Annotated in this window: 21 protein-coding genes; 20 read left to right on the top strand and 1 reads right to left on the bottom strand. The window is 36.4% G+C overall.

The features are described from left to right. The first annotated feature begins 41 nt into the window (after positions 1–41). From helD to AC4BHA_RS01655, 8 genes are all read left to right on the top strand, one after another. Complete coding sequence (helD, locus tag AC4BHA_RS01690) at positions 42–2,282, top strand: RNA polymerase recycling motor HelD (RefSeq protein ID WP_490558054.1); 2,241 nt, start codon at positions 42–44, stop codon at positions 2,280–2,282. A gap of 126 nt (positions 2,283–2,408) precedes the next feature. After that, on the top strand, positions 2,409–3,317 hold the full coding sequence (locus AC4BHA_RS01685) for an ABC transporter ATP-binding protein (protein ID WP_066103443.1): 909 nt from the start codon (positions 2,409–2,411) through the stop codon (positions 3,315–3,317). After that, the gene (locus AC4BHA_RS01680; RefSeq protein ID WP_490558053.1) at positions 3,314–4,069 is read left to right on the top strand and encodes an ABC transporter permease; all 756 of its coding nucleotides are present in this window, start codon (positions 3,314–3,316) and stop codon (positions 4,067–4,069) included. Before AC4BHA_RS01685 ends, AC4BHA_RS01680 begins: the two co-directional genes overlap by 4 nt. A 23-nt stretch (positions 4,070–4,092) precedes the next feature. Then, positions 4,093–4,998, top strand: a complete 906-nt coding sequence (locus AC4BHA_RS01675; RefSeq protein WP_139891855.1) for a DUF1848 domain-containing protein — start codon at positions 4,093–4,095, stop codon at positions 4,996–4,998. A 47-nt stretch (positions 4,999–5,045) separates the two neighbouring features. Then, positions 5,046–5,906, top strand: coding sequence for a CvfB family protein (locus AC4BHA_RS01670; protein WP_140461526.1), 861 nt, complete (start codon positions 5,046–5,048; stop codon positions 5,904–5,906). Positions 5,907–5,917: 11 nt separating this feature from the next. Next, positions 5,918–6,481: an HAD-IA family hydrolase gene (locus tag AC4BHA_RS01665; protein ID WP_066103452.1), complete on the top strand. Its 564-nt coding sequence runs from the start codon at positions 5,918–5,920 to the stop codon at positions 6,479–6,481. A gap of 524 nt (positions 6,482–7,005) precedes the next feature. Then, complete coding sequence (locus AC4BHA_RS01660; RefSeq protein WP_066103455.1) at positions 7,006–7,629, top strand: ECF transporter S component; 624 nt, start codon at positions 7,006–7,008, stop codon at positions 7,627–7,629. Between the two features lie 395 nt (positions 7,630–8,024). After that, positions 8,025–8,738: an AAA family ATPase gene (locus AC4BHA_RS01655; protein WP_066103458.1), complete on the top strand. Its 714-nt coding sequence runs from the start codon at positions 8,025–8,027 to the stop codon at positions 8,736–8,738. 174 nt (positions 8,739–8,912) lie between these two features. Here AC4BHA_RS01655 and AC4BHA_RS01650 read toward each other — a convergent pair whose 3' ends face one another. Further along, entirely contained in the window at positions 8,913–10,505 is a 1,593-nt protein-coding gene (locus AC4BHA_RS01650) for an ABC-F family ATP-binding cassette domain-containing protein (RefSeq protein WP_066103460.1), read from the bottom strand. A gap of 351 nt (positions 10,506–10,856) precedes the next feature. Between AC4BHA_RS01650 and AC4BHA_RS01645 the strand changes: the two genes are divergently transcribed. The 12 genes from AC4BHA_RS01645 (at position 10,857) to AC4BHA_RS01590 (ending at position 22,847) form a co-directional block, all read left to right on the top strand. Then, entirely contained in the window at positions 10,857–11,726 is an 870-nt protein-coding gene (locus AC4BHA_RS01645; protein WP_066103463.1) for a 3D domain-containing protein, read from the top strand. Between the two features lie 244 nt (positions 11,727–11,970). Then, entirely contained in the window at positions 11,971–13,065 is a 1,095-nt protein-coding gene (locus AC4BHA_RS01640; RefSeq protein WP_139891857.1) for an SEC-C metal-binding domain-containing protein, read from the top strand. Between the two features lie 175 nt (positions 13,066–13,240). After that, positions 13,241–13,792, top strand: coding sequence for a mismatch-specific DNA-glycosylase (locus tag AC4BHA_RS01635; protein ID WP_066103469.1), 552 nt, complete (start codon positions 13,241–13,243; stop codon positions 13,790–13,792). A 220-nt stretch (positions 13,793–14,012) separates the two neighbouring features. Then, positions 14,013–14,213, top strand: a complete 201-nt coding sequence (locus AC4BHA_RS01630) for a cold-shock protein (RefSeq protein ID WP_066103471.1) — start codon at positions 14,013–14,015, stop codon at positions 14,211–14,213. An 81-nt stretch (positions 14,214–14,294) separates the two neighbouring features. After that, entirely contained in the window at positions 14,295–14,492 is a 198-nt protein-coding gene (locus AC4BHA_RS01625) for a cold-shock protein (protein WP_066103474.1), read from the top strand. A gap of 172 nt (positions 14,493–14,664) precedes the next feature. Further along, a complete protein-coding gene (locus tag AC4BHA_RS01620) occupies positions 14,665–15,321 on the top strand; it encodes a GTP pyrophosphokinase (protein ID WP_225983575.1) in 657 nt (218 codons plus the stop codon). 83 nt (positions 15,322–15,404) lie between these two features. Continuing rightward, a complete protein-coding gene (locus AC4BHA_RS01615) occupies positions 15,405–15,821 on the top strand; it encodes a CBS domain-containing protein (RefSeq protein WP_066103476.1) in 417 nt (138 codons plus the stop codon). A gap of 265 nt (positions 15,822–16,086) precedes the next feature. After that, positions 16,087–18,396, top strand: a complete 2,310-nt coding sequence (locus AC4BHA_RS01610) for an ATP-dependent DNA helicase (protein WP_139891858.1) — start codon at positions 16,087–16,089, stop codon at positions 18,394–18,396. A 12-nt stretch (positions 18,397–18,408) separates the two neighbouring features. After that, positions 18,409–18,885, top strand: coding sequence for a dCTP deaminase/dUTPase family protein (locus AC4BHA_RS01605; protein WP_490558052.1), 477 nt, complete (start codon positions 18,409–18,411; stop codon positions 18,883–18,885). A 104-nt stretch (positions 18,886–18,989) separates the two neighbouring features. Next, complete coding sequence (locus tag AC4BHA_RS01600; protein ID WP_139063809.1) at positions 18,990–19,139, top strand: lmo0937 family membrane protein; 150 nt, start codon at positions 18,990–18,992, stop codon at positions 19,137–19,139. A gap of 367 nt (positions 19,140–19,506) precedes the next feature. Continuing rightward, positions 19,507–20,652: a histidine kinase N-terminal domain-containing protein gene (locus AC4BHA_RS01595; protein WP_066103480.1), complete on the top strand. Its 1,146-nt coding sequence runs from the start codon at positions 19,507–19,509 to the stop codon at positions 20,650–20,652. A gap of 641 nt (positions 20,653–21,293) precedes the next feature. Further along, entirely contained in the window at positions 21,294–22,847 is a 1,554-nt protein-coding gene (locus AC4BHA_RS01590) for an acyl-CoA synthetase (RefSeq protein WP_490558051.1), read from the top strand. The last annotated feature ends 464 nt before the right edge of the window (positions 22,848–23,311 follow it).

The following is a 23,311-nucleotide window of genomic DNA, read 5'->3' as shown; positions in this document are numbered from 1 at the left end:
CAGGAATTCTTGAAATATATAAAGAAAGGATAGGTGAAAGAGTGATAAGTAGTATAAATCAGGAGATTGAAGAGGAGAAACAACGGCTCGAATTTATAAAAAAATACATGCAGGTTGTCATTGATACAGCTGAAACAAACAAAGAACAATTTATGGAAAAAATGAAGGACATTTTTAAAGATGAAGACTGGGTAGAGAGTGCGGGGTATTCGCAGCTTTTAACGAGTGCAAGCTTCTATCAGCTATCAAGGTCCGAACTGGAAAGTTTAATTAAGGCGATACCTAAACCATATTTTGCGCGGGTTGATTTCACTTCTCGTGAGGCTGGCGGAATGGAGAAGCTTTATTTTGGAAAGACATCCTTATTCCAACGTGACAATCAGGAGCAATTGATCATCGATTGGCGTTCACCTATTGCTAATTTATACTATGAAGGCCGGTTGGGAGAAGTGAGTTACACATCAGAAGGTGAAACTTATGACGGTACCATTAGTCTAAAAAGGCAATTCATCATTGAGGATGGAGAGTTGCTTGACATACGGGATATCGATATTACGACGGTGGATGAATTATTGCAGGAGTCTCTTGCCGGCAGTTCTGCCAATCGATTAACAGAGATTGTTGCAACGATTCAGGAGGAGCAGAATCAAATCATACGAGCGGATTTAAATAAACCTATTATTGTGCAGGGAGCTGCAGGAAGTGGGAAGACAACGATTGCTTTGCACCGTATTTCATATTTTTTGTATCACTATAAAGATGTATTCCAGCCTGAGCAATTATTAATTTTAGCACCAAGCTTTTTATTCCTTGATTATATTTCAGAGGCACTCCCGGAACTCGGTGTTGAGAAAGTAAGGCAAATGACCTTTCAGGGATATGTGGAAGAGGTGCTGGGGAAGAAAATTAAATTGACAGAGGATACTAAGCTTCGTGACATCCTCAAGGATCAACAATTCGTTCACATCTCAAGCATCAAAGGTTCCTCTCTATTTCAAGGGGTGCTTGACCATTATGTTGAAGAAATAAAAACCAGTTTAATGGTGCATGAAGACTTTCGGGTTGATAAGTTTAAATTGTATACAGCAAAACAGTTTAATCATCTTTTATACAAAGAGTATACATATTTGCCGCTTTATAAACGAATCGAGAAACTAAAAAAAGTCCTTCAAAATCAAGTACGTTTGAATAAAGATAAAATGCTGAAAAAAGTAGTTCAGCATTATGAGGTCAGAATTGACAGGGCCTTAAACTGGAAGGGTGATAAGAAAAAGCGGAAGCAATACATTTCGCTGGCTTTGGATAAAAAAGAGGCGAGGATCAATGATCTGAAAATGGAAATCAAAAAAGCCGTCCAGGATTATATGAGCTATTTTGATAAGAGAGATATATGGACACTTTATAAAGAATTATACAGCGACCCGGACAGGCTGGTTCAATACTCAGATCATAAACTCAGTAAAAAAGAGGCGTTAGAGCTTTGCGAAAGCAGTCAGAATATCTTTTCTAAGAAAAAATATGAGCTTGAGGACTTGGGCCCTATTCTGTATTTATATGCAAAAATTTATGGAGTTAAGCCGGAGAAAAAGGCAAAGAATGTAGTGATTGATGAGGCGCAGGATTATAGCTTTATGCAGCTTCAAGGGCTTAAAACAGCTTTGGAAACAGATATGTTTACCCTTGTCGGTGATTTGGCGCAGGGCATCCATTCTTACCGGGGAATAACCGACTGGCAGGAAGTAAGAAAATCCATTTTTCCAAGAGCCATTTATCGAGAGCTGAAAAAGAGTTACCGAACAACCGTCGAGATTATGAATGAAGCCAATCAATTATTAAAACGGCTATCCACTTCATTTCCGGAGGTTGAACCAATCATTCGACATGGCAAACCACCTGTATTTTTAGAGATCACATCTGATGAGGAATGGGCTGAACAGATGTCTAATCAAGTAAGGAAGTTAAAGGAAGAAAAATTCAATACTTTCGCGATTATTACAAAGACTGAGGAAGATGCAGCGATTGTAAATTCCATTCTTAAACAGCATACTGAGCTAGACCTCTATTTACTTGAAGAAACGACATCTATTCCAAAGGATAAAATAGTAATTGTACCGTCGTACTTAGCGAAGGGATTGGAGTTTGATGCTGTATTTGCTGTCACATATAATGAAGTATACTCGGATAACCATGAGATCGATATTAAACTATTGTATGTTGTAATGACCAGAGCTCTTCACCGACTGATACTAATGGGGAAACAGAAGAGGGCATTTATTCTCTAACATTTGTTGGAGAAAATGTCCCTTTTTCTATTTGTTTTGGAAAACACGTTTACCGTATATAGGTAAGCGGTTGTAAGTAGTGTAAAATAGATAAGTAGATTGGATTAGGGAGGTAAGGCAGGGAGAATGAGAAATACAGTTTTAGAAGTCAAATCAATCAGCAAACAAATAGCTGGTTCTGATATCCTTAAAAATATCAGCTTTGAAATAGAAGAAGGCGAAATTTTCGGCTTAATTGGACCCAATGGTGCTGGAAAAACGACCTTAATTCGAGTGATTTGCGGACTTATGAAGAAAAATGCCGGCCAGATTAGAATCATGAATCACGAGGTAGGAACGTCTTTTGTTGACGCCATCAAACATGTAGGAGCTATTATTGAAAATCCAGCCTTTTACGATTATTTAACTGGGTGGCAAAATTTAGAATTATACGCTAATTTATATTCGAATATATCATCTGATAGAATAGAAGAAGTTGTTGAATTAGTCAACCTGACAGAAAGAATCGATGACAAGGTACATACATATTCGTTAGGAATGAAACAGAGATTAGGAGTCGCCCAGGCAATTTTGCACAAACCGAAGATTTTGATTTTGGACGAGCCAACAAACGGGTTGGATCCAGAAGGAATGCGTGACTTACGCAATCATCTTCTCTATTTGGCCAAAGAAGAGAATATATCGATTCTCATTTCCACTCATCTATTATCTGAGGTTGAAATGCTTTGTGATCGAATTGGCATCATAAAAGCGGGTGAATTATTGGAGATCACAAATGTAAAAATGGATCATCATGTGCTTATTATTGAGGTGGATGATATCCAACATGCTCTGGCTGTATTAGATGCAAATTATGAGGTTATTTCATATAAGGGAAATCTTATTCGCTTATCAGTTGAGAAAAAGGATATCCCGATGCTTAATGAAATGCTGGTTCTGAATAAAGTGAGCGTGTATCAGCTTGCTTATGACCAAAATCAGTTGGAAGACACCTTTTTACAGACGATTTCAGCGAGGGAGGTTGGAATTTCGTGAGGTCGTTACTTTATAACGAACACTATAAAATGACAAATAACAAAATGGTCAGATACTCCTTTCTGGTGATGCCTTTGTTGATTTGTTTATTACCATTCTTTTTTACAAAACTGATTAAAGGAACAGACGGAAATGTGATTGACTTTATGTCTGTGCTATCCAACTTCCTAATCATCACGATATTTCTAGCGATTGGTTTGGCGGGGAGTATACTGGCTAATGAATTTCAAACAGGAACAATTAAACTGTTATTGATCCGTCCGAGAACAAGGTCAATGGTCTTATTTGCCAAATGGCTTACGATTCAATTGTATGGTATATATTTATTAACCACTACATTTATCTTTTCCTGGCTTATTGGAGGAATCATTTACGGCTTTGGAGCGGGCAATGGGCTTATGTTTCAAAAGTTATTGTTAACGTATGGAATTACGTTTTTGGAATTGATGCTGATTTCAACCTTTACATATGCAGTATCTGTCGTATTTAAAAATAGTGCCTTTGCAATTGGGTTTGGAATAGCTGCGTTACTTGGCGGGAAGTTTGTAACGGAAATTGCAGAGTTGCTGGAGCTGTCCCTTGGCAAGATTTTGCTCTTTGCCAATACACAGTGGGACCAATACTTATTCGGTAATACACCTATCCTGTCTGGAATGTCACCAGGCTTTTCGATCATCATCCTTATCATGCATTTCATTTTCTTTTATGGTGTTGCTTGGTTTTTCTTTGCAAAAAGGGATATAACAGTATAAAGTAAAGGCCTGAAAGGGTGAGAATGATGATTATTAGTGCCAGCAGGAGAACAGATATACCTGCGTTTTACTCTGAGTGGTTTATGAATCGAATCAGAGAAGGCTATTATATGAAGGTGAATCCTTTTAATCGTCATCAAACAAAGAAGGTTTCACTTTTGCCGGTAGATGTGGATGCAATTTGTTTTTGGACAAAGAATCCAAAACCGATGAATCCCTATATTCCTGAATTGGTGGAGATGGGCTACCGTTTAATGTTTCAATATACTCTAAATGACTATCCAAAAGAGATTGAGCCAGGGATGCCAAGTTTATCTAACAGAATGAAAGAGTTCCAGTATATATCTGATTTAATCGGGCAGGAGAAAGTAATCTGGCGATACGATCCCATTGTGTTAAGCAATAAAACGAATGTGGAGTATCATATCGAGCGATTTACTCATATAGCAAAACAATTATCCGGGTTTACTACGCGTGTAGTGATTAGTTTTCAAGATTTTTATACGAAGACAAAAGGTAGACTTGCTAATCTGGAAAAGGTGGAGGGCTATCAATTCGATGACTGGCTTGACCCTAACAATCGGTCAGCTTTAAATGCATTGACCCGTACCATTGGTTCAGTTTGCAAGCAATATGGAATGGTACCAGAGACTTGTTCGGAGATTATTGACTTGGATACACACGGAATCAAACATGGCGCGTGTATTGATAAAAACTTTATTGAAGAAGTATTTAACCTGCAATTATCCGGTAAAAAGGATAAATACCAACGGGCTGAATGTGGGTGCATGGAGGCAGAAGAGATGGGTTCATATGATACATGCCCATTTGGCTGCGTATATTGCTATGCGGTAAGAAGTCCGAAGCTGGTGCAGACAAATAGACAAAAACATGATCCAACTAGTCCTTATTTACTGATAAACGGGTAAAATAATGATATACTTAAGGATCGTATAAAGGAAGCGGTGAAGAGTTAATGAGTTATTTACAACCAGGTATTAAAGCAACATTAACAGTGGAAAGAGAGGTTTCATTCGGATACTTTCTTTCTAATGGTGAAGAAGATGTTTTGCTTCACACACATGAAATCGTTGGTGATCTTGAAATAGGGCAAGAAATAGAGGTTTTCTTATTTAACGATAAAGAAGGCCGATTGACAGCCTCCATGAAATTGCCAACCATTACTGAAGGTGATTATGATTGGGTTCCGGTCGTGGATGTTCATCCAAGCCACGGGGTTTTCCTTGATATCGGACTTCAAAAGGATTTATTGATCTCCAGTGACGATTTACCAAAATTAAAAAGCCTATGGCCAGAAGTAGGAGACCAGCTTTATGTTACATTAAAAGTCGACAATAGAGGCAGAATGTTTGGTCGTCTTGCTACTGAAACCGTTGTACAGGAATTAAGCGAGCATGCTCCTGAATCAATAAAAAATAAAGATTTTGAGGGAAGAGCTTACCGTTTATTAAAAGTAGGCACCTTTATTTTAACAACAGAAGGGTACCGCTGTTTCATTCATGAGAGTGAACGTGCGAATGAACCAAGGCTGGGTGAATTGGTCAAGGGCAGAATTATTGAAGTTAAGCCTGATGGCAGTACAAACGGCTCGTTGCTGCCACGTACGCATGAACGCCTTGATGAAGATGCGGAAGCAATCTTTACTTATCTTGAAAGCCGCGGGGGCAGCATGCCTTATTGGGATAAATCGGATCCGGAGTCTATCCAAAAACGTTTTGGTATGAGTAAAGCAGCTTTTAAACGTGCACTCGGCCGACTAATGAAGGATCGCAGAATTACACAAGAGGATGGCTGGACGAAGATAACGAAACAATAAGGGGAATGGATATGAATATACTTTGGGACTTTGACGGCACTTTATTTGATACCTATCCCGGTTATGCGAGAATGGTCAAAAGTGCAGTGGAGACACCTCTTTCGGAGGAAGAAATCTTTTCCTTGCTAAAGGTGTCGTTTGGCCATGCGTTCAACGAACTTAAGCTAACCGAAGAACAAATTAAACATATTCATATTCTTGAAAGGCAGTTAAAGCCCTTGGATTTCAAACCGTTTCCGGGAGTGAAGAATGTGCTGGAGGCAGCGGATTTAAATGTAATCATGACGCATAAATACCGTGAAGGTGCCGAGAGTATTTTAAAAGCAAACGGAATGGATCAATATTTCACAGAAATAGTAGCCATTGATGACGGATATCCAAAAAAACCTCATCCAGCAAGCTATCAGTACCTGCACGATAAGTACCGTATTGATCTCGCGGTTGGGGATAGGGAGTTAGATATTTTACCTGCCAAAAGTATTGGAATCAAAACCTGCTTATTTCAGAATGATACGCCAGGTGCGGATTATTATGTTAATAGCTATGAAACGTTTTTTGAGATTGTTAAAAGATAAGTTAAGTTCAACAGGTGGAGAGAGAACAAATTGTTCTTTCCCACCTGTTTTGCTTTTTATGGATAGATTATAACGAATCCCTTGCTGGAAATAGATTTTTAACATATATACTTTACTAATAAGATTGCTGGATTAGGAGAAAAGAATAGATATGAGGTTAAATAGCCATTAATAGAGCCGTTATTCAGAATAATAGAGCCAATTTTAGTGATAATAGAGCCGATTCTGACTAGAATTCAGCCGAATTCAGCAATAATTGAGCGAATCAGTAAGGAAATAGAGCGGATTAGTTTTCCATTGGATATTTTCTCAATCTTTAGGATGTATAGCGATAAATGAACATCCCATGAGTACAATTATGTAATTCAGTATCTGTAAGGGTTATTTCACATATTTAAGATTTACATTAAATTTTGAATCCTCAAAGCGAAATATCTTTACATACCAAATAATTTATCCTTATAATTTAATTTACTAATCAAAAGATAATTTAAAGAAATTTGATTACTGAAGGAGTTAGAAAGTTGAAAATAAAAGACTTTACTTTAACAGCCATTTTTTTATCTATTATTCTATTATTTGCGTTTACACCATTTGGTTTTATTCATTTAGGTGTAATTAAAGCAACCTTAATTCATATTCCAATTATTATTGCCTCTATTATTTTAGGCCCAAAGATAGGTGCGTTATTGGGATTAGTATTTGGATTTACTAGTATTGCTGTAAATACGATTACTCCGACATTATTATCATTTGCTTTTTCACCAGCAATTCCCGTATTAGGAACAGATCAAGGAAGTTTTTGGGCGTTATTTATTGCCATTGTTCCAAGAGTAATGATTGGATTTATACCTTACTATATTTTTAAAGCATTTCGTAATGCTATAACAAAGAAAAATTCGCTTCAAAAACCTGCTTTATTTATTACAGCTTTAGTGTCCACTTTTATGCATACATTCTTGGTTATGGGTTCTATTACCTTTCTATTTCAGGATGCCTATGCAGAGGCTATTAACGCTGGCAGTACAAGTGCCATTTATAAAGCTGTTTTAACTGTGTTTTTTACAAATGGACTTGCCGAAGCACTCCTTGCCGGGATGGTAACGATGGCGGTAGTTCCGCCTTTATTAAAGATTTCGAGAAGATAAACTCATGTCACTATTTCTGAATATCAATTAAGAAATGTCATACTCACATATTAATTTGAACGCCATTTTGAATATCAATATTCAAAATGGCGTTTTTTATAGTTGCTGTTTGGATTGAACTTATTATCAAGTGTTATAGAAGTTACTAAGTATAGAGTAATTTCAAGGAAAATAAGCAGTACGTGTCGTCTATAATCAATTTTTCCAACTACGCGGCTTTATACTATTTTCGTGGGATTAAATTGTGAAAAGTAATGATATTTTGTATATAATTGTTAAATAAAGCGATCCGATTTGATTGTCGAATGCTATGCATGGTTTATTGTCTTTTTCATTCAGTTAAAGGGACGTTTTATTCGAAAAAAAAGTAAAAAAGGAAATCGTAGGTGATAGTGTTGTTCTTAAAGAGAATTCAACTTGAGCATGAAAACATACCTTCTTATAATGAGTATCCTTTCTCTATTCCTTCAATAAAGAATCTTCACCAATTGAATTTGAAAATCAATGTTACATTTTTTGTTGGGGAAAACGGTTCAGGAAAATCTACACTTCTAGAAGCAATTGCTGATAAATGTCAGTTTAATACAGCAGGTGGAGGGCGGAATAATACTTATAATGTTCATGCTTCAGAATCCGCACTTGGCGAATATATAAGGCTTTCGTGGCTTCCTAAAGTCACAGACGGTTTTTTTCTTAGAGCAGAGTCATTTTATAATTTTGCTTCTCATATTGATGAAGTAAAAGCTTATAATGCCTATGGCGGACGTTCTTTGCATCAACAATCTCATGGCGAGTCTTTTTTGTCCCTCTTTTTAAACCGATTTAAAGGGAGAGCCATCTATTTATTAGATGAACCAGAAGCTGCCTTATCACCCCAGCGACAACTTTCATTTTTGAAAATCTTACATGATTTAGTCACTGCAGGGGACAGTCAATTTATAATCGCTACACATTCTCCAATTCTTTTAGGATATCCCAACGCCACAATTCTAAGTTTTGATAACGATACAATTAAAGAGATAGATTATGAAATGACAGATCACTATCAAATAACGAATTACTTTTTACAAAATAGACACAAGTTTTTGCGAGAGATATTAGAAGATTAATCATCCAGAAGACACCGTATGTAGTCGTTTGATTAAGATTAAGGCTTTAATTATGGAGTATGAAATACAGAAGGATTTAAGCTGTTTTGTAATTTTTTATATTTAACAAGGCACTAATCCAAATTATAAGAAAAAGACTATCAGTTAAAATTCACTGATAGTCTTTTGCATTCATTACTTTTTAACTGTCTCTAAATACTCATCATACGTCATTTGTTTGTCGATGATGCCATCTGGAGTAATTTCGATAATACGGTTTGCAATCGTTTGGATAAACTGGTGGTCATGAGATGTGAAGATCATGGCACCTTTGAAATTAATCATACCGTTATTGACTGCTGTGATGGATTCCAAGTCTAGATGGTTCGTCGGTTCATCCAAAAGAAGAACATTTGCTCCGCTGAGCATCATTTTGGATAGCATACAACGAACTTTTTCGCCACCGGAAAGAACAGACGGTTTCTTCATTACTTCTTCACCAGAGAAGAGCATTCTTCCGAGGAAACCGCGAAGGAATGATTCGCTTTCATCCTGTGGAGAGAATTGACGAAGCCAATCCACTAGAGTTTGCTCGTTTCCTTCAAAGAACTCAGAGTTGTCTTTAGGGAAGTAGGATTGTGAAGTTGTAACTCCCCATTTGAATGTTCCTTCATCAGCTTCCATTTCACCCATTAGGATTTTAAATAGAGCTGTTTTGGCATTATCATTTTGACCAACTAAAGCGATTTTGTCGTCTTTATTCATAATAAAGCTAACATTGTTCAGTACCTTTTCTCCATCAATCGTTTTGGATAGACCTTCTACACGCAGAAGATCATTACCAATTTCGCGCTCTGGAGTGAAGTGTACATATGGATAACGGCGGGATGAAGGTCTAATATCATCGAGCGTAATCTTTTCCAATAATTTTTTACGGGAAGTGGCCTGTTTAGATTTAGAAGCATTAGCACTGAAACGGGCAACGAATGCTTGTAATTCCTTAATCTTTTCTTCCTTTTTCTTATTGGACTCAGCTGTTAATTTTTGTGCCAATTGGCTGGACTCATACCAGAAATCATAGTTTCCGACATACAATTGGATTTTTCCGAAATCAAGGTCTGCAATATGTGTACATACTTTATTCAAGAAATGACGGTCATGGGATACAACAATTACCGTATTCTCAAAGTTGATTAAAAATTCTTCAAGCCATTGAATAGCTTTGATATCAAGGTGGTTGGTAGGCTCATCGAGTAATAATACGTCCGGTTTGCCAAATAAAGCTTGTGCAAGCAATACTTTTACTTTTTCTCCACCATCTAGCTCAGCCATCTTTTTGTTGTGTAATTCTTCTGGTATCCCTAACCCTTTAAGTAGGATTGCTGCATCAGGTTCTGCTTCCCAACCATTCAGTTCAGCAAATTCACCTTCAAGTTCTGCTGCTCTCATACCATCTTCGTCGGAGAAGTTTTCCTTCATATAAATAGCATCTTTTTCTTTCATAACTTCATAAAGTCGGGCATGTCCCATAATAACTACTTGAATCACTTCAATATCTTCATATTCGAAGTGGTTTTGCTTTAAGACTGTAAGGCGCTCTCCAGGGCCAAGGCTGACAGTTCCAGATTGAGGCTCTAGCTCACCTGATAAGATTTTAAGAAAAGTAGATTTTCCGGCACCGTTGGCGCCAATTAATCCATAGCAGTTTCCAGGTGTAAATTTAATATTTACATCTTCGAACAATTTTCGGTCTCCAAAGCGAAGACCTACGTTATTTACAGTAATCATGTATTTCATTTCCTCCGTTTGCTGGTATCTAGCAAATTATATCACCACATGTACACATTTTGAAAGAGAAGTACTAACATTCTCGTGTTTTAGTCAGAAAACAGTACTTTGACGGTGGTAATTTATGTAAAACAACTACTTCTTTAGCTATAAAGACAAAAAATCCAGTACTTACAGAATCAATAGATAAAGCGCTTACTTAGTTACTTTTCTGTAAATTTGTTACATTATTGTAATGTTAGCGACATATATGTAATAGGTTTAACATCTATTTGTTCTTAACAACTATTTTAGTTAGCTGGTAGGATAATGTCTGAAATTCATTCGGTCAAAATAAAGGAGGTTAGCCCGATGAATCAATTGATTATTGCAGTATTAATCTCAACATCACTTGCGGGAGTCATACAAGGTGGCTTCGTTTCCTCATCAAATAATAATAAAACTCAACATATAGATCAGCAGCCAACAGCTGAAGTAAGTCAAGTAGTGAAAGATGATTTGACTGATTTTATGTTTATAGATATGCCTGAAAAAAAGACAAGCTCTACAATCATTCAGAATGATAAAGAGTTTGAGCATACTTCATATGAATCTATTAATTCAAGCATTAAAGATACAGAAATGAACATACAATCATCTGCTAACGCTGCTGCCGATGCAACAGATCGAGTCGAAACGAAAGACGTGCAATCGACTGAACGTAGAACAGACTTATCTAAGATAGAAAAGGCTGTAAAGACGGAAAAGACTCAGGAAAATAAGGTTATTAAAACACCTGCAGTTGAAGATAAAGATGAGGTAAAAGAAACATCTGTAAAATCACCAATTGAAGAAGAGGTAAATAAAAATACAGAAACTGCCGTAACTTCTGAAGTTGAAGAAGTAGATGAAGAAATAAATACATCTGCTGAAAACTCTGAGCAGGATGAGAAAATCATTACTGTTAAGGCAACAGCTTATACCGCGGATTGTGAAGGTGGAACTGGTGTCACATACACTGGTATAGATCTTAAAGCTAATCCTAATCAAAAAGTAATTGCTGTTGACCCATCTGTAATTCCACTGGGCACAAAAGTTTATGTGGAAGGGTACGGACATGCAATTGCCGGAGATATTGGAGGAGCAATTAAAGGTAATAAAATTGATGTTTTTATTCCATCACAAAGTGAAGCGGAAGACTGGGGTATTAAAACAGTTGATGTGAAAATTTTGGAAGACTGATAGGTTTTTTGATTGGTCATGAAAAGCAATCCAAGCACGCTGGATTGCTTTTTCCTTTCTATTCTAGTAAAAGAGGGGTAGTATCAATACCATATGTTTTAGTCAATTACATAAGTGTATAGAAGGAATTTAAAATTTAGGAATAGAGCGACAGTTTATTTTTTTCGTGATTTGTAGTAAAATTTAATTCTTTGACGGGGAATTATTATATTTTTAGTTTTTGAATCAATATGGAGGAATTCTGATGACAACTGCAACTGTAGATGAATATAATTTAGAGAGTTTGCTGGATTCATTAAAGATGGATGCTTTAAAGAATATCCGCAGAAATCTAAATTTAAAAAACATGAGTTCATTAAGAAAAAAAGAATTGGTAGCAGCACTGGCTGAGAAAATACCAGCTTCTGTCCCTGAGAAGGTTCAAATGATGGATCTTCATCAATACACAGCTATTGTAGCGATGATGACAAAAAGCGGGATTATGCCAATCGAACAAATTGGACTTGAAAATGTATTTTACTTATCAAGTATCGGATATATCCACCCTTCCAAAGTGGAAGATCAACCAGTGGTTGTAATGCCGACTGAAGTAATGAAACAATTTTACAATTTAAATCCAAAAGAAATCATGACTGTCATTAACCGTAATCAAAAAGTGACAAACATTCTTTTTGGGTTAATTCGTTATTATGGATTTATAGAGGTTGAAAAAGCTCATAAATTGATTGAAGGATATATCCAGGAAGAAGTGGATATTGAATGGCTGCACAATTACATTCGATATTTGGAAGATTTCTATGGAGATTTCCGTCTAGATGATGAATATATTATTCATGATACTATCAAGGAATTAGATGGATTTAAACAGGCTCAGGCAAGCAGAGTAGGCTTGAAATACTACCATATTCCTGCTGAAACTATGGTAAACGTGAACCGGTACGAGCCATTTGAAAGAACAGAGCAAATGGTTGAATTCATTCACTATTTATCAGATACGTATTCTTTGAAACAAGAAGAAGCAGCAGAATTGGCAGACCGTTTTATCTTTAAAGTTCAATTCGGAGAATCCTTGCCTGATGTGGTGAAATGGTTTGGAGAACAAATTGAATTTGAGTCAGAAAAAGATATTAATGCACTGGTTGAAAAAATGGTTACTGTCGTAAACAATACAAGACTATGGATTTTAAAAGGTCACACACCTTCTGAATTATCCTCTCCATCTGCTAGTAAACCTGCAGCTTCTGCTCCAGTTCTAAAAACTCAACCAAAAGTAGGCAGAAATGAACCTTGCCCATGCGGCAGCGGCAAAAAATATAAAAAATGCTGCGGTAAAGCTTAATCTCATACAGGTAACTTGTGAACATGGTGTGTACCTCGTGGCGTTTGCTACGGGGGATATGCCGTGTTTTTTATTTTTAACAAAGAAGTAGATGTAAGAACAGTCATAAGTTGATTACTTTATCATCATTCTTAAATGCGTTATAATCATCCAAAATAGAGCGAGGAGGGTATGAATGGAGGATTTTGAATCTTTAACATTGCCAACCTATATCAAGCCTGGATTGGATATTGTATTTTGTGGGATTAATCCTGGCAGAATTTCTGCTCTAAAAGGGTATCATTTTGCGAATCCAGCGAATTTGTTTTGGAAGGGTTTGTATTTGGGTGGCATTACGCCGTATCAGTTTAAACCTGAGGAGACGGCAAAGCTCTTGGACTATGGTTACGGAATAACTGATATTGTCGGCAGGGCAACAAGATCTTCTTCTGATTTGAAAAAAGATGAATTTATAGAGGGTGCGGCTGACCTAAGGAATTTAATCACTCAATACAAGCCTAAATGTTTATGCTTCATTGGGATTACTGCCTTCCGCTATGCAACAAACCGTCTTAAAGGCAAAGTAGAACCAGGTCTTCAGGACGGCTTGTTTTTTGCTACACCTGATTGGGAAGGCTGCTATATCTTTGTTGTTCCATCTACAAGCGGGGTAAATGCCCATTATACGAGAGAAGAACGAATAGACTATTTCCGGCAATTATATGAGTGGAATAAATCTCAAAAATAAATAGGTATAATATCTGCTGACAGAGGCATGATATGGTTAGAAAGTTCAGCAGATTATTGACATTTCTGAAAATGTGCCGTATTATAAGATATAATGTTTATCTTTATAAAATTGACCGTAAATAGACATTCACTTATTATAAAGTGTTCTCTTTTTTACAGAGCGGTACTTTTTATAATAGGTGAATCTTTATTTATCACACATTTTTGGAGGTAACAAAATGAAAAACGGTAAAGTAAAATGGTTTAATGCAGAAAAAGGTTTCGGATTCATTGAAGTTGAAGGCGAAAATGATGTATTCGTACATTTCTCCGCTATTCAAGGCGAAGGTTTCAAATCTCTAGAAGAAGGCCAAAGCGTACAGTTCGACGTAACAGAAGGCGCTCGCGGACCTCAAGCTGAAAACGTAATTAAGCTTTAAGAAGTATGCGAATAAAGGCTATCCCAGGTATGGATAGTCTTTTACTACATAATTAACTTCTAAAAGAAAGGTGTGCCGGTTATGTATAATCGAAAAAATGTTGAGGAAATAATCCCTGAAGAAACGAAGGTGTGGGAATGTACTTCTGATGATTGTAACGGTTGGGTACGTGACAATTTCAAAGCTACAGCAACACCTAAGTGTCCATTATGTGGTAGTGAGATGACAGAAGGAATTAAAATGCTTCAAGCGATTAATAATCCTAGACGGAACGATTAAGCCGTCCAGCTTTCTCACAGAAACAGACCATTGAATATGTGGTCTGTTTTTTTTGTCTTGTTTTTTATTTTGTGAATTTAACAGTATTTTCAATAGATCAAAATGAAACCATTTATTCGTCTTAATCGTATGTAGGGGTATGTAAACACTACAGAAAAGAGGTATCCCAACTGTGAATTTGCCTTATGAACAAGAATTAAATGAATGGAAAGAATTTTTAATTGGCTATAAGTTTGCATTAAGTGAAATGAATACAAAACTGGAAATATTAAATCAGGAGTTTGAATTGATTCACAATTACAATCCAATCGAACATATTAAATCGAGAATGAAAAGTCCACAGAGTATTATGAAAAAATTAAAACGAAAAAACCTAGATATTACGGTTGAAAATGCACAGCAGAATGTCCGTGATATAGCCGGGATTCGTATTTCCTGTTCGTTTACGACGGATATTTATGCGATTGTAGATGCCCTTGGAAAACAGGATGATATACATATTATTGAGATTAAAGATTATATTAAAAACCCTAAGTCAAACGGGTATAGGAGCCTTCATTTGATTACGGAAATACCAGTGTTTTTTTCGAACTGTAAAAAATGGATGCCGGTGGAAATACAAATTAGAACCATTGCCATGGACTTTTGGGCGAGCCTGGAACATAAAATTTATTATAAATTCTCTAAGGATGTACCTGAGCATCTACTCCAAGAATTAAAAGGGTCTGCCGATATGATTGCAGAATTGGACGATAAAATGCTCAGAATTAATGAAGAAGTTCAGATATATAAAGATATTGATAAATTAATGAGTGAAACCAAACTTTAATTAACCTCCTTCTTCCATTAAAAAAATGTGTCAAAAAGGTAAAAAAGGGGAAGATAGAGGTAAAAGGAAGTGAGGTATAGCTCATGACGATGTTAAGAGAAATTATGACCACAAATGTAGACTATGTTACACCGCTTGATAATGTATATGAGGTTGCTTTGAAAATGAAAGAAGATAATGTAGGAATCATTCCTGTCTGTGAGGATAATACATTGATTGGCATCATTACGGACCGCGATCTGGTTGTGGACGGAATTGCTGAAAAACGGCCAGGTTCAACTAGGGTAACAGATGTGATGCATCAAAATGTTGTGACTGCAAACCCTGATACAACAGAGGAGGAAGCAGCTGCACTAATGGCTCAACATCAAATTAGGCGTCTGCCTGTCCTGGAAAACGGTAAACTTGTTGGAATTGTATCCTTAGGTGATTTGGCCGTAAGCTATACCGGTAATGACGAAGCCGGTGAAGCTTTGCAGGATATTTCAGAAGAAAATTAAGAAAAAGCCGAGTATATATATTCTTCATAAAAGCGGAAATTAGAAATATTCATATTAAGTGATTATGTGACAAGGCAATCAAACAAAACAGGGTATTCTCAAAATCTGAGAATACCCTGTTTTAGTTACTATTAAGGGTGAAGCAAAGAGATTTCAATAGTCCCTACTTTATATGAATGATGTTCTTTCAATTTCATTTAAGTAAGAACATCTGTACCCTATATGGTATGATAATGGTACTATGACGCAGGTTGGGTGAGTGTACATGTTAGGTGAGTATCATATATCCATTAGACAGTTAGTTGAATATGTTTATCGGGGCGGCGATTTGGACGGACGTTTTCGCACGGCCAGTTCTATGATTGAGGGGACAAGAATTCATCAAAGAAGACAAGCAGAATATGAGGAGAACGATGAAAAAGAGGTACCTCTTAATCTGATAATGGAATACGGGGATATTCTTTATGAGATTGAAGGAAGATGTGATGGTATTTTACATAGGCGAGAAGGAACAGTCATTGAGGAAATTAAATCAACCTCTGGAGCTCTTGATGGGATTGATGAAAATACATACCCTGTACACTGGGCTCAGGCAATGTGTTATGGCTATATATACTGTTTGAATGAAGGTCTGAAACATATTGATATACAATTGACTTACGTACAAATATTGACTAATCAAACAGCCTCGTTTCGCAAAACCCTAACATTTAAAGAATTAGAACAATTTCTAACTCAAGTACTCGAAAACTTTACACCATTTGCAATCCTGCAATTAAAGATACGGAGAGAAAAGCTCAATTCAGCAGCAAAAATTGAATTTCCGTTCGGAAATTTTAGAAAGGGACAGCGAAAGCTCATAGGAGCAGCCTGGAAAACCATTTCTGAACGAAAAAAATTATTCGCATTGGCGCCAACTGGCATTGGAAAGACCATTTCTTTTATATTTCCATCCATAAAAATGATGGGAGAAATAGACCATAAGATTGAACGATTTTTCTATTTAACAGCCAAAACAATTACGAGGCAAGTGGCTGAGGATACACTAAACATCTTAATTGGCAAAGGTTTAAAAGTGAAAACTGTTACCCTTACAGCTAAGGATAAAATGTGTCCTGATTGCACCTCTGGCCAATGTATATATGGGGAGGGGCATTATGACCGAATTAATGCTGCTGTTTTGGATATTTTAGAAAATGAATGGTTAATGGATAGAGAAACAATTCTGGAATACGCTCAGCGCCACCGAGTATGTCCTTTTGAATATTCGATTGAATTAGCATACCTGGCAGACATTGTGATTTGCGATTATAATTATATTTTTGATCCACGAGTATTCTTGAAACGACTATCTGATGAGCAAAAGAAACGAACTGTAATTCTGGTTGATGAAGCGCATAATCTGGTGGAACGCGGCCGGGAAATGTTTTCTGCAGAGTTGGAAAAGAAAGCATTTCTAGATATAAAAAGGGCGTACGGCCAATTGAATCCAGAGCTATCAAATGCAGCTAAAGTAATTAATGCATTATTGATTCAGCAAAGGAAGAAATTGGGCGAAAGGAAATCAGCTGCTTATTCGGAAAAGCCGGACGAGTTGCTGGATGCACTGGAAGATTTCGTACTTCATGCCGGTGCTCAATTAACCAGGTATGGAGAAAATCATACGTCAAATGAAATTGATTTATTAGAAACCTTTTTTCAATCACAGAATTTCCTACGGATAGCTAAGTATTATAATGAGCATTATACGACGCATGTAATAAAGGGAAGCAATAATGTATACTTAAAGCTGTTTTGTTTGGATCCTGCTTTAAATTTGCAAAAGATGACGAAGGGATTTGCTTCCACTCTATTCTTCTCGGCTACATTGACGCCAATTGGCTATTACATGGATGCATTAGGAAGTGGTGATGGGGATTATCGGATTCAAATCGGTTCACCATTTTCCCCAGATCAGTTGGATATAGCAATACAGCCGCTTTCTACAAGATTCCATGATCGCTCGGTATCTAGTGTTCAAATTGCCAGAACCATTCATGCAATTACAAAAAACAGAGGTAATTTTTTAGTGTTTTTCCCGTCCTACCAATTTTTAAGAATGGTTATGGACGAACTGGAGGAATTTGAGGAACCTTCTAAAATTCTGATACAAAATCAAGGAATGAGTGAGCAGGAAAGAGAAGATTTTCTGTCAGCCTTTGAAGAGAACCTAGATATTCCTGTAATTGGCTTTACAGTATTAGGCGGAATCTTTTCTGAAGGAATCGACCTGGTTGGCAATAGATTGAGTGGGGTTATCATAATTGGAGTTGGATTGCCTCAATTAAATGAAGAAAGAAACTTAATTCGCGACTATTATCACTCAAAAAGTAAAAATGGATTTGATTACGCGTATGTTTATCCGGGGATGAACAAAGTATTGCAGGCTGCAGGTCGATTAATTCGCAGTGAACAGGATACAGGTACGCTTACTTTAATAGATGATCGATTTTTAACCGATAAATATCAATCTTTGTTTCCTGAAATGTGGAGTCAGTTTAAAATTATTAATAGTTACAAGGATATTGTTACATAAAAGGAGATTTATATGAAAGAGCAAAAAGTAAGAGGATTCGAAGTTGTTAATTCTGCGTATATCAAGGTTCAAATGACGGAGGATGAAGTCAAGCTCCCAATGCGCGGAGATGCCGGATCAGCAGGATATGATTTTTTTTCAAACGAAACCATTACATTGAATGTTGGAGGAAAGCATCTGTTTTGGACTAACGTCAAAACCTATATGCAGCAAAATGAATTATTGGAGATACATATCAGAAGTAGTTTGGGAGTGAAATATGGGCTAGTTCTATCAAATGGGACAGGCATTATTGATTCTTCCTACTATGGAAACCCTGAAAATGATGGGAATATTGGTATTTCCATTACTAATCGCGGAGAAGCTCCGGTTCTTGTAAAAAAAGGGGACAGGATTGCACAGGGTATTTTTAAACAGTATCTATTAGCAGATGAGGATCAAGTACTACATGCAAGCAGAACCGGTGGATTTGGTTCAACCAAACGCTGATTGGTACGGTAATAAATTGTTATTAATAATCGCTTTTGTTTTAAATCTTTTCAAATGGGTAAAAATAGGTAAATGAAACCCTTATTGGAAGAGAGATGATTCAAATGCTTTGGACATTAGTTGGAATCTTATTGGCTATATGGTTATTAGGTCTTATATTTAAAATTGGCGGAGCAATTATCCATGTTTTCTTAATAGTGGCTGCGTTAGTACTTGTTTATAATATTATTAAAAACAGAATTTCGCAAAGGTGAATAGGCAGATCTAAAACTAAAGAAATCACATTAACTATATCAGCCAATTAATTGAGGACTATATAAGGACATTGCTTCCTATATATAGTCCTTTTTAGATGGACAGAATTGAGTATGTTTCGTTACTCGAGTTGTTTTTTGATTATCATTAAACATCTGACCTTATTTTTTACCTCTTTACATAGACAATAAAGCAAAGAAAAGTATATTTTAAGCGAAAAAATGGAATTACACGAAAGTAATCATTTTACATGAATATTACAATATTCTCAATCTGGAGATGTTTTAAAGTTAGTAAAGGATATCAGGTGTATTTGTCGAATATAGAACATACATGTAAAGCTAAGTGAAATGGTGGTCTAATGGAATGGAGCCAATTTTATTAAAGCAAAGTGAATATCAACAGCTGATTGAGGATTTATTGATTAAAGAAGAGGCGAGTTTATTTCAGGAGTATTTAGATTCGATTAAGGCGCCGAATAAAGAGGATTATCTAGAATCTTTGAAACAACCGCGTAAGATTATGTTTATGCAATTGATTGACACGATAAACGGGAAAATATCTGAAAGCCAAATTAAGGAAATGGCGGCAAGCACAGCCGTTGAGCGAATGGATGATATTAATATAGGAGATGTCTTATATAATATCAATCAGGGGCGCAGAATATTTGTGAATTTTGTGCTGAAGATGGATATACCGTCTTATGTACTACAAAGTACAGTTAATAATATCAATAGACAATTTGACACATTCAGCTATGAAATGGTTTCGACATGTATACACTTAAAAAATCAAGTTATTGATCAGAAGACTACGTTCATCAATGAAAACCATAAGGATAAATTAGCACTGCTCGGCCAAATATCATCAAGCTTTGTGCATGAATTCCGTAATCCGCTTACTGCTGTAATGGGCTTTAATAAGATTTTGAGAAAAGAATTTCCGGATATGAAATACTTGGATATCATGGAATATGAGCTTAATCAATTAAATTTTCGCATTAGCCAATTTTTGCACACATCAAAGGCTGAATTCAATGAAGAGATTATCATGGATATATCAATCAGAGATCTGATTGAAGAGATTAAACAATTAAGCTATGCGAACATTATCGACACCAATGTTAAGGTTGAAATCGATGTTCCGGAAGATTTAATTATAAAGGCAAGCAGAAATGGATTGAAGCAGGTTGCCCTTAATCTGTTTGTTAACTCAATTGATGCCTTGAAAAATCAGCCGCCTCAGCGTGTGATTAAAGTAAAATCCACAATTAAGAACAATCAATTAGTGATAAGTTTGTCCAATAATGGGCCAATGATTGCAAATGATATTATTGAGTCGATCTTTGAGCCATTTTTCACTACGAAGGAATTAGGTACGGGTATTGGTCTGTATGTATGCAAAAAAATTATTGATAGTTATAATGGAGACTTATTATGCACATCCAATCCAGAATGGACGGAATTCAGTATTTATCTGCCCGATTCTATCATTATCAATCCTCCGCAGTGAGTTCTATTTAAGAGCTCTTTATTGTTCGGATTCGTTTTTCAAATTTGATATGGGTCATTTACATTTATTCGGTTAGTAATTAAAAATACCTCTAAAAGCAGTCCGGAGAGGCTGACAGGGCTGTATGAATGACTCAGGATCAATACGCTGTTTATTTGTATATGTAATAGAAATTAAGCAGCACTTACCCAATATGGGCAGGTGCTGTTTATTATGTTCTAAAAGGAAAAAGAGCAAGAGAATACTCATATAAATTGGCCCACAGGAACAGCAGAAGGAGTTTATCATGGCGCTCGGATTTAGATTCTTTTAAGGCACGTCGTTTTACACAATGGACAGTATAGAATACGAGAAATTCATTATTTTTCCATCAGATTCCATTATCATTATAAAAATAGACGTGGATAAATGTGTTAGACTATCAAACACCTGTAATCATTGATGTGTGTGATTTGAAGACATGAATAATTGAACATTAGCGTGTGATTGCCAAAATACAGATTGGCATCATAATTGCATTATTGTAAGTGATGGCAAAATACAATGGATGCTTGCCAATTCCCCATAGAGGATGATTTCATATTGAACCATTTAAGTGATTTTGTTCAAATAAATTAAAGTTTAAATATGGAGGGATTTATGTGACGACATCTAATTTGGATTTATCCAGATCATTGTTGATCGGAGAGTATCTACGCAGGTCAGCACACACAGCTCATGAGAGAGAGGCATACATATTTGGCAGTGAGAAACGGACCTATCGTGAGGCAGAGAAAAGAGCAACCCACTTAGCGGGTTGGTTGCAGGAAAATGGAATAGGATATCAGGATAAGGTTGGATTTATGCTCTTGAATGGACTTACTTTTATTGATGTTTTCTTTGCCACCTCATTGGTGGGAGCATTGGGAGTTCCAATAAATTTTCGCCTCACAAAAGATGAGCTAGCATATATCATAGGGCAATCTGAGTGTAAAATATTATTTGTTGATCACGTTTTTTTACCTGTGATTGAGTCGATACGATCACAAATTCAGCTTGTAGACAGTATAGTTATCGTGAATGGAGATTCTTCCTCTTCCCATATACCATATGAGACAATATATGACCGCTCCTCAACGTATCGCCCATGCAATTCATTATCGGGTGATGATGGTGCGCTTATTATTTATACTTCAGGTACAACTGGGCGTCCAAAAGGAGCAGTTTTAACTCATCAAAATATGTGCATGAATGGGATGAACCAAGTCGTCACAGCAGGACTTAGCTCGAATTTTAAGCAATTATTAGTTGCTCCCTTATTTCACATTGCTGCTCTATCAACTCTTTTATACCCCATTAATGGAACTACCGTGATTCATTCACAATTCAACCCCGAAGCAGTACTTCAAACCATCGAGAAAGAGCGAATTAATTTTATCTTTTTAGCACCGACCATGTGGCATATGCTTGTAGAATTCCCTTCGATTGAAGACTATGATCTAACATCATTAGAAAGGTGTGCCGCTGGGAGTGCACCCTGTTCTCTATTATTGAAAGAGAAGATAACAAAATATTTTCCAAATGGGAAACTGCGCGATCCTTTTGGACAAACAGAAATGAGCCCAGTTACCACCTGTCTTCAGCCAGAGGACTCTATTAGGAAAAATTCATCCGTTGGTAAGCCGGTGGTCAACGTAGAAGTCCGGGTTGTTGATGACCATATGAATGATGTTCCGCTCGGGGATGTAGGTGAAATTGTCTACCGTGGACCAACCGTTATGAAAGAATATTATAAAAACCCAGAGGCAACAAGAGAGGCATTCCATGGAGGATGGTTTCATAGCGGGGATTTAGTTCGGATGGATGATGAAGGGTTTATTTATGTCGTTGACCGTAAAAAAGATATGATTATTAGTGGAGGAGAGAATATCTATCCAGCCGAAATCGAACAAGTCTTAAATAGGCATGCCAAAGTGGTTGAAAGTGCTGTGGTCGGTGCAGTTGATGAAAAATGGGGAGAAGTGGTTCAAGCATATATCGTTCTGAAGTCTGGTGAAACAATGACAGAGGAAGAAGTCATTCTCTTTTGCCAGAATCATTTGGCATCCTATAAAAAGCCTAAGCTGGTACATTTCGTAGATTCATTGCCAAGAAACGCAGCTGGGAAAATTGTTAAGACAGTCCTTAGAAAGGGATATTTAGAGACAGAAAAGTAGATAAGGTCAGTCATTTGAGCATGAGGCAGTGAGAGGCATATTTAGTGGCTAATCACTGCCTTTATTTATGCGACTTTGCTAGTTGAATTTTAATTTATAAGGGAGAAAAAAGGATCAACTATATGTGTCTATCGGGTAATTATCTATACTAATAGGCACGGTAGAATAATAATCGTTATAGTGGCTTAAATATAGAAGTATATCAAAAATGAAAATCTGCGCTTATTTGGCTTCTTTTCACACATACTCTCACTAATTTGATCATTACAAAGTGGTTTGGCTCAATTATGTTGAAGTTCGGCTCAATAATTAATTAAATCCGCTCTATTACTATTAATCCACGCTTTATTATTTACTTAAAGTACCTTTTAAGCTATGTATATGGATTGATTTTAAATGGGAAATCGTTTTTTCTAAATTAACAAGTCTTAATAAAAGAAGTAATGTATCACTGTTTCCAAAGA

This window comes from Pradoshia sp. Z3_51, assembly GCF_058215915.1.
The sequence above is the reverse complement of the archived record's forward strand: the minus strand, read 5'-3'. Positions and strand labels throughout refer to the sequence as shown.

What these genes read in the sequence shown, in the direction of transcription:
- AC4BHA_RS01645 (WP_066103463.1), top strand. Translation starts at nt 10,857, where the DNA reads ATGAATCAATTGATTATTGCAGTATTAATCTCAACATCACTTGCGGGA.
- AC4BHA_RS01640 (WP_139891857.1), top strand. Translation starts at nt 11,971, where the DNA reads ATGACAACTGCAACTGTAGATGAATATAATTTAGAGAGTTTGCTGGAT.
- AC4BHA_RS01615 (WP_066103476.1), top strand. Translation starts at nt 15,405, where the DNA reads ATGACGATGTTAAGAGAAATTATGACCACAAATGTAGACTATGTTACA.
- AC4BHA_RS01665 (WP_066103452.1), top strand. Translation starts at nt 5,918, where the DNA reads ATGAATATACTTTGGGACTTTGACGGCACTTTATTTGATACCTATCCC.
- AC4BHA_RS01675 (WP_139891855.1), top strand. Translation starts at nt 4,093, where the DNA reads ATGATGATTATTAGTGCCAGCAGGAGAACAGATATACCTGCGTTTTAC.
- AC4BHA_RS01650 (WP_066103460.1), bottom strand. Translation starts at nt 10,505, where the DNA reads ATGATTACTGTAAATAACGTAGGTCTTCGCTTTGGAGACCGAAAATTG.
- AC4BHA_RS01670 (WP_140461526.1), top strand. Translation starts at nt 5,046, where the DNA reads ATGAGTTATTTACAACCAGGTATTAAAGCAACATTAACAGTGGAAAGA.
- AC4BHA_RS01600 (WP_139063809.1), top strand. Translation starts at nt 18,990, where the DNA reads ATGCTTTGGACATTAGTTGGAATCTTATTGGCTATATGGTTATTAGGT.
- AC4BHA_RS01630 (WP_066103471.1), top strand. Translation starts at nt 14,013, where the DNA reads ATGAAAAACGGTAAAGTAAAATGGTTTAATGCAGAAAAAGGTTTCGGA.
- AC4BHA_RS01610 (WP_139891858.1), top strand. Translation starts at nt 16,087, where the DNA reads ATGTTAGGTGAGTATCATATATCCATTAGACAGTTAGTTGAATATGTT.
- AC4BHA_RS01635 (WP_066103469.1), top strand. Translation starts at nt 13,241, where the DNA reads ATGGAGGATTTTGAATCTTTAACATTGCCAACCTATATCAAGCCTGGA.
- AC4BHA_RS01685 (WP_066103443.1), top strand. Translation starts at nt 2,409, where the DNA reads ATGAGAAATACAGTTTTAGAAGTCAAATCAATCAGCAAACAAATAGCT.
- AC4BHA_RS01605 (WP_490558052.1), top strand. Translation starts at nt 18,409, where the DNA reads ATGAAAGAGCAAAAAGTAAGAGGATTCGAAGTTGTTAATTCTGCGTAT.
- AC4BHA_RS01595 (WP_066103480.1), top strand. Translation starts at nt 19,507, where the DNA reads ATGGAGCCAATTTTATTAAAGCAAAGTGAATATCAACAGCTGATTGAG.
- AC4BHA_RS01625 (WP_066103474.1), top strand. Translation starts at nt 14,295, where the DNA reads ATGTATAATCGAAAAAATGTTGAGGAAATAATCCCTGAAGAAACGAAG.